The organism is Pseudonocardia sp. T1-2H (genome assembly GCF_038039215.1).
Taxonomy (GTDB): Bacteria; Actinomycetota; Actinomycetes; order Mycobacteriales; family Pseudonocardiaceae; genus Pseudonocardia.
In genome coordinates this window covers 5918190-5930414 of sequence record NZ_JBBPCL010000001.1, presented here as the reverse complement: position 1 = coordinate 5930414, position 12225 = coordinate 5918190, and the positions used below count along the sequence as shown (strand labels likewise).

Annotated in this window: 12 protein-coding genes and 1 pseudogene; 6 read left to right on the top strand and 7 right to left on the bottom strand. The window is 75.1% G+C overall.

What is annotated here, in order from left to right:
* Positions 1-23: 23 nt before the first annotated feature.
* The 3 genes from WBK50_RS29245 to WBK50_RS29235 form a co-directional block, all read right to left on the bottom strand.
* Positions 24-620 carry a PepSY domain-containing protein gene (locus WBK50_RS29245; RefSeq protein ID WP_341338650.1) on the bottom strand — a complete coding sequence of 199 codons (597 nt, stop codon included), beginning with the start codon at positions 618-620 and terminating at the stop codon, positions 24-26.
* Between the two features lie 91 nt (positions 621-711).
* On the bottom strand, positions 712-1998 hold the full coding sequence (locus WBK50_RS29240; RefSeq protein WP_341338649.1) for a HAMP domain-containing sensor histidine kinase: 1287 nt from the start codon (positions 1996-1998) through the stop codon (positions 712-714).
* Positions 1995-2681, bottom strand: coding sequence for a response regulator transcription factor (locus WBK50_RS29235; protein WP_341338648.1), 687 nt, complete (start codon positions 2679-2681; stop codon positions 1995-1997). The genes WBK50_RS29240 and WBK50_RS29235 overlap by 4 nt, the downstream gene beginning before the upstream one ends.
* A 104-nt stretch (positions 2682-2785) precedes the next feature.
* Here WBK50_RS29235 and WBK50_RS29230 point away from each other — a divergent pair, with 104 nt between their 5' ends.
* The 3 genes from WBK50_RS29230 to WBK50_RS29220 all read left to right on the top strand — a co-directional run bounded on the left by WBK50_RS29230 (position 2786) and on the right by WBK50_RS29220 (position 7041).
* Complete coding sequence (locus WBK50_RS29230) at positions 2786-3259, top strand: hypothetical protein (RefSeq protein WP_341338647.1); 474 nt, start codon at positions 2786-2788, stop codon at positions 3257-3259.
* Positions 3260-3289: 30 nt separating this feature from the next.
* Positions 3290-4303, top strand: a complete 1014-nt coding sequence (locus WBK50_RS29225; protein ID WP_341338646.1) for a P1 family peptidase — start codon at positions 3290-3292, stop codon at positions 4301-4303.
* Between the two features lie 95 nt (positions 4304-4398).
* Complete coding sequence (locus WBK50_RS29220; protein ID WP_341338645.1) at positions 4399-7041, top strand: FUSC family protein; 2643 nt, start codon at positions 4399-4401, stop codon at positions 7039-7041.
* Here WBK50_RS29220 and WBK50_RS29215 read toward each other — a convergent pair.
* The 3 genes from WBK50_RS29215 to WBK50_RS35470 form a co-directional block, all read right to left on the bottom strand.
* Positions 6948-7253, bottom strand: coding sequence for a MoaD/ThiS family protein (locus WBK50_RS29215; protein WP_445942320.1), 306 nt, complete (start codon positions 7251-7253; stop codon positions 6948-6950). The genes WBK50_RS29220 and WBK50_RS29215 overlap by 94 nt on opposite strands.
* Before the next feature lie 5 nt (positions 7254-7258).
* A complete protein-coding gene (gene moaA, locus WBK50_RS29210; RefSeq protein WP_341338643.1) occupies positions 7259-8320 on the bottom strand; it encodes a GTP 3',8-cyclase MoaA in 1062 nt (353 codons plus the stop codon).
* A gap of 192 nt (positions 8321-8512) precedes the next feature.
* A complete protein-coding gene (locus tag WBK50_RS35470) occupies positions 8513-9013 on the bottom strand; it encodes a DUF418 domain-containing protein (protein ID WP_445942319.1) in 501 nt (166 codons plus the stop codon).
* A gap of 182 nt (positions 9014-9195) precedes the next feature.
* On the opposite strand from WBK50_RS35470, the gene WBK50_RS35465 reads away from it, so the two are divergent.
* Positions 9196-9492, top strand: coding sequence for a hypothetical protein (locus WBK50_RS35465; protein WP_445942318.1), 297 nt, complete (start codon positions 9196-9198; stop codon positions 9490-9492).
* A 155-nt stretch (positions 9493-9647) separates the two neighbouring features.
* Here the strand turns inward: WBK50_RS35465 and WBK50_RS29205 are convergent.
* A pseudogene (locus WBK50_RS29205) lies at positions 9648-10844 on the bottom strand (acyl-CoA dehydrogenase family protein); the annotation flags it as partial.
* Positions 10845-10947: 103 nt separating this feature from the next.
* Here WBK50_RS29205 and WBK50_RS29200 point away from each other — a divergent pair.
* Complete coding sequence (locus tag WBK50_RS29200; RefSeq protein ID WP_341338642.1) at positions 10948-11352, top strand: TOBE domain-containing protein; 405 nt, start codon at positions 10948-10950, stop codon at positions 11350-11352.
* Positions 11353-11368: 16 nt separating this feature from the next.
* Positions 11369-12220 carry an ABC transporter permease gene (locus WBK50_RS29195; RefSeq protein WP_341338641.1) on the top strand — a complete coding sequence of 284 codons (852 nt, stop codon included), beginning with the start codon at positions 11369-11371 and terminating at the stop codon, positions 12218-12220.
* Positions 12221-12225 lie beyond the last annotated feature (5 nt).

Below are 12225 nucleotides of genomic sequence, written 5' to 3'. Positions count from 1 at the left end.
AGGGCCGGTGACCCCGCTCGGGGTCACCGGCCCTGTCCCGTTCCCGAGTGGGGAGCGCAGTCGTGGTTCGGCCCGTCGTCGCTGCCGCCGTGGCGCCCGCTCCGGTCGTCGCCGCCGTGGCGCCCGGAGTCGTCGGCCCCGCCGTGCCGACCGGAGTCGTCGTTCGCGCGCAGGCCGCCCTTGTCGTCCACCCCGGCCGAGCCGGTCGGGGTGGCACCGGCGGTCCGGGACGCCCCGGCGCTCCGCGTGGCCGTGCCGCGCTCGGTGACCGCACCGGTCGTGGTGTCGACGTACAGCGTGTGCGTGACACCGGCGTCGGTGACCTCCACCTTCCAGAACTCGAGCCCGTGCTCGGTCTCGCGCTCGGTGTGGTGGCTGATCGTGCCGCCGCCGACGTGGGCCAGGGCGGCCTGCTCCGCGGCGGAGCGGTCGATCGTCGCCGCCGGGCTCGGCAGCGGGAAGGTCGTCGTCGTCGGCGTCGTGGTGGCCGTCGTCGTGACGGCGTCGTCGGTCCCCGTCCGGGGCGCACCGGCGCCGGAGAACGCGAGGGCGCTGCCGCCCAGGGCGACGAGCGCGGCGGTGACGGCGGCACCGAGGGTGAGCAGGCGGCGGGTGGTCATCGTGAGTACCTCTTCGCTGGTCGTGGACCGGACACCGAGGACGATGCCGAGCCGCGCCCCAACGGCGCGCTGCGTCGCCCCTAAGGAGGCGTTAACCCGGCGCACCCAGCTCGACGACCACGCGCAGACCGCCCGCCGGCGGGCTCTCCAGCCGCAGCGCCCCGCCCGCCTGCTCGGCGCCGCGCCGCACGATGTCCAGTCCCAGGCCCGTCGAGCCGGCGCCGCTCACCCCGCGTGCCGTCGCGGCGGCCCCGGCGGGGATGCCCGGGCCGGCGTCGGACACGACCAGCTCGGCGCCGCCCCCGGGCCGGGGCGTCAGCCGGACCGCGAACGCGGTGCCGTCCGGGGTGTGGGCGAAGACGTTGCCCAGCAGGGCGTCGACGCAGGCCTCGAGGTCCCCACGGCCCAGGGCGACGGGGACCGGCTCGTCGGGGGCGTCCACCGTCACGGCCCGGTCCGTGTCCTCGGCCAGCACCGCCCAGAACGCGACCCGGTCCCGGACCGCGGCGGCCGCGTCCGTGACGCGGGCTTCCGTACCGCGGCGGCGGGCCTGGTCGATGGCGCCGGTGACCGCCCGCTGCACGTCGTCGACGCCGGCGCCGATCCGCGCGGCGTCGTGCGGGTCCGGCAGCGACTCCGCCTCCAGCCGCAGCGCCGTGAGCGGGGTCCGGACGCGGTGCGCGAGGTCGGCGACGTTCTCCCGCTCCTCCCGCAGCAGCCCGTCGATCCGCGTGGCCAGCCCGTTGAGTGCGCCCGCGACGACGCCCAGCTCGCCCGGGGCGCCCGGGTCCGCGCGGGCGTCGAGCTCCCCGCGGGCCAGCCGGTCCGAGACGTGCGCCAGATCGATCGTCGCCCGGACGAGGGTGCGGGCGAGCCGGTCGCCCAGCAGCAGCCCGACGAGGAGCAGGAGCAGGCCCAGCCCGGCCAGCAGCAACCAGGAACGGTCGACGCCGCGGGTGAGCTCGGCGTCCGGCACGAAGGCGCGGACGGCGCCGCCGGCCCCGGTCGCGTCCCGGACGGCGAACACGATCTCCCGGCCGCCGGGCACGACGGTCGACGCGCTCTGCCCGCGGGTGCCGAGCTCGACCAGCGGTGTCCGGGGCGGCGGCGTGGTGCCCGCACCGCCGATCGCGGTCCCGTCCGGCAGGTAGAGGGCGATGTCCGCCCGGGACGTCGCGTCGACCTGCTCGATGCTCAGCCGGAGCGAGGCCGCATCCGCCGTGGCGACCAGCGGGGTGAGCGACTGGGCCTCCGCGGTCGCGGCCGCGACCGCCCGGTCCGTGGCCACCGTCCGCACGAGCAGCGCCAACGGCACGAGGAACGCGACGAGCACCAGGGTCGTGATGGCCCCCACGAGGACCAGGACACGGCGCCTCACGGGGTCTCGGGTGCGTTGATCCGCACCCCGACCCCGCGGACGGAGTGCAGGTAGCGGGCGGTGGACGCGGTCTCGCCGAGCTTGCGGCGCAACCAGGACAGGTGCACGTCGACGGTCTTGTCCGCGCCGCCGTAGGGCTGCTGCCAGACCTCCGTGAGCAGCTCCCGCTTGCTGACGACCTCACCCGCCCGGGCCGCGAGGTAGTGCAGCAGCTCGAACTCCCGCGGCGTCAGCTCCAGCTCGGCGCCGTCGAGGCTCGCCCGGCGGCCGCGCGGGTCGACCCGCAACCCGCCGACGACGACCGTCGGGTCCGGCGCCGCGTCCCCGGTGCGGCGCAGCACGGCCCGGATGCGGGCGTCGAGCTGGGCCGCGCTGAACGGTTTGACGAGGTAGTCGTCCGCGCCGGCGTCGAGGACCGAAACGATCTCCGCCTCGTCGTCCCGGGCCGTCGCGACGATCACCGGGACCCGGCTGGCGCCGCGCAGCATCCGCAGCATGGTGACACCGTCGAGATCGGGCAGGCCCAGGTCCAGCACGACCAGGTCCGGCCGGCGTCCGACGGCGCTCTCCAGGCCGGCCATGGCGGTGGGCGCGGAGTCGACGGCGTGCCCGCGCTCGGTCAGCCCGCGGATGAGCGCGCCGCGGATCGCGGGGTCGTCCTCGACGAGGAGCACCTGGGCCACGCGGAGAACCGTAGGACACGGCGGCGGCATCCCGGGTCCTCCGTGGGGTGACGCTAGCGCCGTCTTATCCCCGTCTTAACCCTGATCGACGGCATGCTGGGCAGGTGAGAGCCCGAGGTGCCCGATCCGCGACCCTGCTCGCCCTCTGGGTGGTGGCCGCGGTCGGCGCGCTGCTCGTCGGGCTGACCGCCGTCGGGTCGATCGGCAGCGGGCTCGCCGGCGCCGGACAGCGGCAGCCGCTCAGCGCCGCGGAGATCGACGCGCGGCTCTCCGCCACGGCCCCTTCCGTGGCCGCACCCGCATCCCCGGCTCCCACGGCGACCCCGGCCCCGGCGGTGCCGCCGGCCTCCGGGCAGGCCGTGGTCGTCTCGGCGCAGGAGGGCGGCACCCTGGTCGCGCGCTGCGAGGCGGGCGTCCCGGTCGTCGTCTCGGTCAGCCCGGCGCAGGGCTTCGCGATGCGGAACGAGCAGCACGACGGCGGTCCGCGGGTGGAGTTCGAGTCGGCGGAGACCCGGATACGGGTCCAGCTGAGCTGCGTCGACGGCCGCCCGACCGGAGTCGTCGACCGGCACGGCTGAGCGGCGCGGGACGGGGTGTTGGATGACCTTGTGCGCCCCGGACCCCGCAACGGCCTGACCGACGTGACCGGCCTGCGGGTGGGGCAGGCGGCCCTGACCGGGGACGGCGCGCTCAGCGGCGTCACCGTCGTCCTGGCGCCGCCCGGGGGCGCGGCCGCCGGGGCGGACGTCCGCGGCGCGGCTCCGGGCACCCGGGAGACGGACCTGCTGGTCCCCGGGACCACGGTGGACCGGGTGCACGCGGTCGTCCTGAGCGGTGGCAGCGCCTACGGGCTCGACACCGCGGGTGGGGTGATGGCCCGGCTCGAGGCGGCGGGCGAGGGCTTCGCGGTGCCCGGCGCCGTCGTGCCGATCGTGCCCGCGGCCGTGCTGTTCGACCTGGGCCGCGGCGGGGACGTCCGCGCCCGTCCGGGGGCCGCGCTGGGGGCGCACGCCGTGGACGTCGCCTCCGGGGGCGCGATCACCCAGGGCACCGTCGGCGCGGGCACGGGCGCCGCCGCGGGCGGCCTCAAGGGCGGCGTGGGCACCGCGAGCGCCGTGCTCGAGGACGGGACGACCGTCGCGGCGCTCGTCGCGGTGAACGCCGTCGGCTCCGCCGTGGACCCCGCCACCGGCGTCCTGCTGGGCGCCCGGCACGGCCTGCCGGGCGAGTTCCCGGACCTGCCCACCGCCGCGGGCGCCGTCGAGGCGCTCCGCGAGGCCGCCGAACGCCGCGCCGCACCCCGGCCGGGCACGGCGACGTCGCTGATCGTCCTCGCCACGGACCTGACGCTGGACAAGGCGGGCTGCGGCCGGCTCGCGACGATGGGGCACGACGGCCTCGCCCGCGCCCTCTCACCGGTCCACACGATCATGGACGGCGACGCCGCCTTCGCCCTGGCCACGGGCACCCGGCCCGCGCCGGACGCCACGGCGCTGTTCGCGGTGCACGCAGCCGCGGCGGACGTCGTCGCGCGGGCGGTGGTGCACGCCATGCTCGCCGCCACGACGGTCACGACCACCGCAGGTCACTGGCCGTCCTACCGCTCGCTCGCCGAGGCCTGATCACCCGTTCGTGGCGCCGACGAGCCGATGCGTGGTCTGATCACCCGATACAGTTAGCAAAAGCAACTAATGGGTGACCGGGAGGAGCGGACGGGGTGACGGGACGACGGACGGACTGGCGCGATCGGCTGGCGGCCTCGGATCCGGGGCTCAACCGCCTCACCGCGGCCGCACGCGCGACGCTCGGGGTCGGCTCCACCCTGCTGGTCGAGTTCGTGGTCGCGCAGCTCGTCGGTCAGCCGGCGATGATCCCGATGATGCTCGGCGCGATGCTCGCGATGATGGTGTCGTTCGGCATCGCGGACACCACCCCGGGCGGCCGGGCCGTGACGCTCCTCCACCTCCCGGTCTTCATGGTCGCCGGCATGCTCGTCGCACTGTCGGTCGACCGGTACCGGGTCGCGTCGCTGGTGGTGTTCGTCCTGGTCATGTTCGTGGCGGTGCTCCTGCGCCGCTTCGGGCCGCGCTACTTCGCCTCCGGCATGGTCGCGTTCATCGGCTACTTCTTCGCGCTGTTCCTGCAGCTGAGGATCGCGCAGGTGCCGGTGGTGCTGATGGCGATCGGCGTCGCGGCGGCCTGGATGATGCTGCTGGACCTGGTCCTGCTGCCGGTGCGCAACGACCGCGTGCTGCGGCGCCTCGTGCACGGCTTCGAGGCCCGGGTGCAGGCGGTCGGCGAGGCGGCGGCGGACCTGCTGGCCGCCGGCCGGCCCGGGCCGGGCGGGCGCGCCGCCGCGCCCCGGACGGAGCGGCTGCTCGGCACGCTCAGCGGGCGGCTGATCCGGGTCAACGAGGCCGCCCTGATCATCGACGGGCAGCTCGGCACCCCGGGCGCGGTCGTCGACGACGCCGCCGCCGAGGCGGTCCGCCGCGCCCTCTTCGACGGTGAGCTCGCCGCCGCCGGTCTCGCCGAGGGCGCCCGGCTCCTCGCCGCCTGCGGCCATCGGCTGCCCGAGCCCGTCCGGGGCCCCGCGAACGCGCTGCTGGCCGCGGTCCGCACCGGGCGCTGGGACGTCGTCGCGGCGCAGGCCGACCTGCTCGACGACCTGTCCGGCCGGCTCGGTGGCCCGCTCCCGGTCCCCGGCGGTGACCGGCGGACGCCGGACCCCGGGGTCGAGACCGTGCACGTCGTGCGGCGGATGGCCGCGTCCGCGCAGATCCTGGTCCGGGCCCGCGGGGAGTGGACGGCCGCGCCGGCCGCCGCGTCCGCACCGGCGACCGGGGCCGCCGTCGCCGACGACGCCGGATTCGTCCCCGCCGTTCAGCTGTTCGGCGGCAACATGCCGGGCTCCGTCAAGACCATCCAGGCCATGCTCGACGGCCGCGAGGGCGGCTGGTGGACCCGGATCTCGCTGACGACCCGGCAGGCCGTGCAGGTCGCGGTTGCCACCGGGCTGGCCATCGCGGCCGGGGACGCGGTCTCCGGGCAGCGTTACTACTGGGCCGTGCTGGCCGCGTTCCTGGCCTTCACCGGCACCGCGACGTCCGCGGAGACCGTCGCCAAGGCTGTCAACCGGGTGCTCGGCACGGTGATCGGGATCGGCCTCGCGATCCCGCTCGTCGCGCTGACCGGGCATTCGATCGCGGTCGCGCTCCCGCTGGCGCTGCTGAGCATCTTCGGGGCGTTCTACCTGTTCCGGGTGTCCTACGCGCTGATGACCTTCTTCTTCACGCTGCTGGTCGGCGAGCTCTACGCGCTACTCGGGACCTTCACCCCGGCGCTGATGGTGCTGCGGCTGGAGGAGACCGCGGTCGGCGGCGCGATCGGCTGCGCGGTCGCCCTGGTCGTGCTGCCGACGCGCGCCCGGGCGGCCGTCACCGTCGCCCGCCGGCTCGTGCTCGACCAGCTCCACACCCTGCTCGACGGCCTCGCCGCCCAGCTGAAGGACCCGGCGGCGGCCGTCGACCTGCCCGCGGACGCCCGCACCCTCGACGCTCACCTGCACCAGCTCCTGCTGCTCTGCACCCCGCTGGTCCGGCCCGCGCTCATTGCCGCGGACAACGACCGGCAGCGGAGGCTGCGGATCTACACCGCGCTCGCCCACCACGCCCGCCGGCTGGCCCGGCTCGCCGAGCAGAACCGGGACCTGGACCCGCGGCGACGCGCGGCGCTGGGCTCGGCGGTCGACGGCATCGCCGTGCTCGTGGACGCGCTGCGGGCCGAGGACCCGCGGCCGGACGCCGTGTCGTCCACCGCGACCGCGGACCTGCTGTCGGGGATCGACGTCGCGGACCAGCAGGTCCGGGCGCTGGTGCACGAGCTGGGCTACCTGCTCGACGCGCTGCTCTCCCTCGCCGGTGCCCCCGGGATCGTCCGGGCGGGGACATCGGTGCCCCGGACGAGCCCGGCACCGGGGGCGCCGGTCCACGTGCTGGCCGGACGCGTGCTGTCCGACGGTGTGCCGGTGCCCGCCACGGTCACGCTCGTCGACGTGCACGGGCGCCAGCGGGACCGGGCCACCACGTGCGGCGACCGCGGCTACCGGCTGAACCCGCCCGAGCCCGGCATCCACCTGCTGATCTGCACGCCGACCGGGGACGCGGCGGGGGAGCCGTTCGCGGACTGGGTCCTGGTGCCGGACCGGCCCGTCACGCACGACATCTCGCTGCCGGGCCCTGCCGGCGGGGCGGAGCGGACGGTCGCTCAGCCGCCCGCGAAGGGCGGCAGGACGTCCACGGTGGCGCCGTGCGTCAGCCCGAGCGTCCGGTCCCGCACAGCGACCTCGTCCACCAGGTAGGAGCAGCGCGGCAGAACCTTCGCCAGCTCGGCGCCGTGCCGCGCGGCGAGGGTCTCCGCCAGCTCGTCGACGCTGGTGCCCGCGGGTACCTCGACGGTCTCGCTCGTGGTGCCCGCGGCGGCCCGGGCCGCCGCGAAGTAGCGGACCGTCAGCGTCGGCACCGCGGTCGCCGTGGCGGCGTCCGTCCTCGTGTCGGAGTTCACGGGAGTCATCGTCCTCAGCCTCCGATCGCGCTCATCGGGCGGTCCGGCTGCAGGAAGCCGGGGTCGTCGATCCCGTGGCCGGCGAGCTTGCCCCACATGGCGTGCCGCCAGGTCTCGGCGATCTCCCGGTCGTCCGCGCCGCCGCGGAGCAGCGCCCGCAGGTCCGTCTCGGTGCGGGCGAACAGGCAGGAGCGGACCTGGCCGTCGGCGGTGAGCCGGGTGCGGTCGCAGGCGCCGCAGAACGGCCGGGTCACCGACGCGATGACGCCGACCCGGGCCGGGCCGCCGTCGACGAGGTAGCGCTCGGCCGGGGCGCCGCCGCGCTCCTCGCCGTCCGGGGTGAGGGTGAAGCGCTCGGACAGCCGCTCCATGATCTCGCCGGCGGTGATCATCTCGGTGCGATCCCAGCCGTGCTGGGCGTCGAGCGGCATCTGCTCGATGAAGCGCAGCTCGTAGCCGTGCTCGACGGCGAAGCCGAGCAGGTCGCAGGCCTCGTCGTCGTTCATCCCGCGCAGCAGCACGGTGTTGATCTTCACCGGGGCGAGGCCGACGGCGCGGGCCGCGGCGAGCCCGTCCAGCACGTCGGACAGGCGGTCCCGGCGGGTGATCGTGGCGAACCGGTCCTGGCGCAGCGTGTCCATCGACACGTTGAGCCGGTTCACGCCCGCGGCGGCGAGCCCCGCCGCGCGACGGGCCAGGCCGATGCCGTTGGTGGTCAGCGAGATGTCCGGCCGCGGTTCGAGCGCGGCCGACGCGGCGATGACGTCCTCGAGGCCCTTGCGCAGCAGCGGCTCACCGCCGGTGAAGCGCAGCTCGTGCACGCCCAGGTCCCGTACCGCGATCGTGACGAGCCGCATGAGCTCCGCGTCGCTGAGCTGCTCGTCCTTGGGCATCCAGTCCAGGCCCTCGGCGGGCATGCAGTAGGTGCAGCGCAGGTTGCAGCGGTCCGTCAGCGAGATGCGGAGGTCCGTCGCGACCCGGCCGAACGTGTCGATCAGCCGCTTGTCGTCCGGGCGGCCCGGGTCCCGGACAGGAGTTCCCTTGAGCGCGGGGAGGCCGAGTTCGGTTGCCGTCACCCCACGAGCGTAGCCGTCTGCGGTGATCTTCGGCCATGGCGGAAAACGCCAGGTCAGACTGCTCCGCGGATGCGGCGGGACGGAGCAGGCGACACCGCAGAAGCGGCCCGGGACGCGTCGTCGTCCTGGCCGATCGGGCAGGACGACGACGCCGTCCCGGGGCCGGGATCGCCGCGCGGCACCCGTGCGTGCTCACCCGGCCGTGAACCGGGGCAGCGTCCGCCATGTCATCGCCCGCCAGACCCACTCGAGCGGGCCGTAGCGGAAGTGGTGCAGCCAGATCCGGCTCACCACGCTCTGCACGGCGATCACGCAGGCGCCGAGGACAAGTGCGGGGACGAGGTCCGCGGAGGCGGCGAAGCCCAGCAGGAGGCCCGTGGGGACCACGACGAGGGACGCGGTCACGTAGTTCGTCAGGGCCATCCGGCCGATCGGCTCGAAGACGGCCGCGATCGCGGTCCGGGCCCGGGTCGTCCAGAGCAGGGAGAGTCCGGTGACGTACGCGACCGCCATGACGAGGCCCGCCCGGCCACCGGCGGCGACGAACCGCGGATCGCCCGGGGCCGAGGTCTGCAGCCACACCGCGGCGACCGAGAGGGCCGCGGCGGCGAGGAAGACGAACCCGACGGCCCGGGCGCCGCGGTCGAGCAGGGCGGGCACGCCGTAGGCGGCCGCGGCCGCACCGAGCAGCATGATGCCGGGGACCTCCGCCGCGGAGCTTCCCGGCCAGGAGGAACACCGTCACCGCGGCCACGGACCCCAGGCCGAGCTGTAGCCGGCGCGGCGCCAGCACGACGATCGGCAGCACCAGCAGCCCGGCCGCGGCGTAGAGGGTGAGCACTTCCCCCGGGTACACCTTCGAGTGCAGGAAACCGATGCCGAACAGGGCGGTCAGGCGCAGCACCATCGGGACCCAGGGGGTCACCCCGCGCTTCCGGGCGCCGGACACGATGAACCACATCCCGACGCCGAACAGGAACTCGAAGATCGGCACGAACCGGGTCTGCACCGTGAGGTCCAGGACGGTCCGGGCCACACCGAGGTCCGCGCCCGGCAGGTCCGAGCCCAGCCCGGTCATGTCCGGGATGTTGACGAAGACGATGCCGGTGATCGCGACGCCCCGCAGCGCGTCGAGGAAGCGCAGCCGGGTCGCGGTCGACGGGGGTCGGTAGGTCGTGCTCATCGGTGCGGTCCTTCGTCGGGGCAGGATGATCATGTCGACGATCACCCTGCCCCGCGGGCCGGGCCGGCGTATCGGGCAGTCGGACGAGCCGCCTCGACCGAAGGATGGAGTGGCGGCGAGGGTCCCGGCGGCTCCCGTCAGTGCCGACCGAGCTTCCTGGCGGGCGACGCTGCGGATGTGCACCTCGTCCGGGCCGTCGGCGAAGCGCAGCGCGCGGGCCCACGTGTAGAAGTAGGCGAGCGGGGTGTCGTCGCTCATCGCGGCGCCCCCGTGGATCTGCATCGCCCGGTCGATCACCGTGCACGCCATCCGCGGCACCACGACCTTGATCGAGGCGATCTCGGACGCCGCGCCCTTCGCGCCGAACTTGTCGATCAGCCACGCGGTCTTGAGCACCAGCAGGCGGGCCTGCTCGATCTCCATCCGGGACAGTGCGATCTGCTCCCGCACCACGCCCTGCTCGGCCAGCGGCTTGCCGAACGCGACGCGGTCCTTCGCGCGCTTCACCATCAGGTCGACGGCGCGCTCCGCCATCCCGATCAGCCGCATGCAGTGGTGGATGCGGCCGGGGCCGAGGCGGGCCTGCGCGATGGCGAACCCGCCGCCCTCCTCGCCGAGCAGGTTGGTCGCCGGCACCCGGACGTCGGTGAGCCGCAGCTCGGAGTGTCCGTGCTGGTCCTGGTAGCCGAAGGTCGGCAGGTGGCGCAGGATCTCCAGGCCCGGGGTGTCCCGCGGGACCAGGATCATCGACTGCTGGCGGTGCCGCGGCGCGTCGACGTCGGTCTTGCCCATGACGATGAAGATCTTGCAGCGCTCGTCCGCGGCGCCGGAGATCCACCACTTGCGGCCGTTGATGACGTAGTCGTCCCCGTCGCGGGTGATCAGCGTCTCGATGTTGGTGGCGTCGGACGAGGCCACGCCGGGCTCCGTCATCGCGAAGGCCGAGCGGATCTCGCCCTCGAGCAGCGGGGTGAGCCACTGCTCCTGCTGCTCGGGGGTGCCGAAGAGGTGCAGCGTCTCCATGTTCCCGGTGTCCGGGGCCTGGCAGTTGATCGCCTCGGGCGCGATCACCGGCGACCAGCCGGACACCTCCGCGACGGCGGCGTACTCGAGGTTCGAGAGCCCGGAGATCGCCGGGAGGAACAGGTTCCACAGCCCGCGGCCGCGGGCCTTCGTCTTCAGTTCCTCGACGACCGGGGGCAGGTCCCACTCCTGCGGCGTCCCCCGGCGCTCGGCTCGCCAGGCGTCGTACGCGGCCTCGGCGGGCAGCACCTCCTCGTCGAGGAACGCGCGCATGCGCTTGGTGTAGTCGGCAGCGACGGCGCTGGATTCGAAGTCCACGGGGCCCATTCGACCACAAGGCAGGTGCATTAGAGGAGGTGATGCGCGCCGGTCGCCATCCCACGGCTGGTTGCCACGCATTAGCGGACATAGGATCCGCGTCGTGCCGCAGTTCAGGATCGCCGAAGCAGCCCGGCTGCTCGGAGTCAGCGACGACACCGTTCGCCGCTGGGTCGAGGCCGGGACGCTTCCCGTCCAGCCCGACGCGTCGAACCGCAAGGTCATCGACGGCGCCGCGCTCGCGGCGTTCGCCCGGGACCACGCCCACGCGGCGCCGGACCCCTCCGGGGTGCAGCGCTCGGCCCGCAACCGGCTGGTCGGCCTCGTGACGTCGGTGATCGCCGACAAGGTCATGGCGCAGGTCGAGATGCAGTGCGGGCCGCACCGCGTGGTGTCCCTGATGAGCAGCGAGGCGGTGCGGGACCTGGGGCTCGAACCGGGCTCGCTCGCAGTCGCCGTCATCAAGTCGACGAACGTCGTCGTCGAGGTCCCCGGCGGAAGTTCGTGACCGGCGCCCGCTCGTCATGACCCTGCAGGCCTCCCGCGCGCGCCGGGAAGTCGACCGCGGGGAGGTCGACAGGCGCCACGACGCCGCCGTCGGGTTCCCGCGGTGGCTCTGGGTGCCGGCCACGTTCGCGTTCGCGCTCATCGCCCTGCCCGTCCTCGGCCTGCTGCTGAAGGCGGACTGGCCCCGGATGCCGGAGCTGCTGCTCGGCGACGCCGCCCTGGACGCGCTGCGGCTCTCCCTGACCACGGCCGCGGTCTCCACGCTGCTGTGCATCCTGCTCGGCGGGCCGCTCGCGGTGATCCTGGCGCGCGGGCGGATGCGCGGGCTGCGGACGCTGCGCTCCGTGGTGCTGCTGCCCCTGGTGCTGCCGCCGGTCGTCGGGGGTCTCGCGCTGCTGTTCCTGGTCGGGCGCACCGGGCTGGTCGGGCGCGGGCTGGAGCTCGCCTTCGGGATCACGGTGCCGTTCACGACGGCCGCCGTGGTGCTGGCCCAGACGTTCGTGGCGCTGCCGTTCCTCGTGGTCTCGCTCGAGGGGGCGCTGCGCACCGCCGGGGGCCGTTACGAGGCCGTCGCCGCGACGCTCGGCGCCTCGCCGGGCCTGGCCTTCCGCCGGGTCACCGTCCCGCTCGTGCTGCCCGGGCTCGCGTCCGGCTCGGTCCTCGCGTTCGCGCGGTGCATGGGGGAGTTCGGCGCGACGATCGCGTTCGCGGGCAGCCTGCAGGGCACCACGCGGACCCTGCCGCTGCTCGTCTACCTGGAGCGGGAGACGGACGTGGCGGGCGCGGTCGCGCTGTCGTTGCTGCTGGTCGTGGTCGCGATGATCGTGATCGTGGTCGGGCGGCCGCGGGGTTCGGAGGGCCTGCTGTGAGCGGG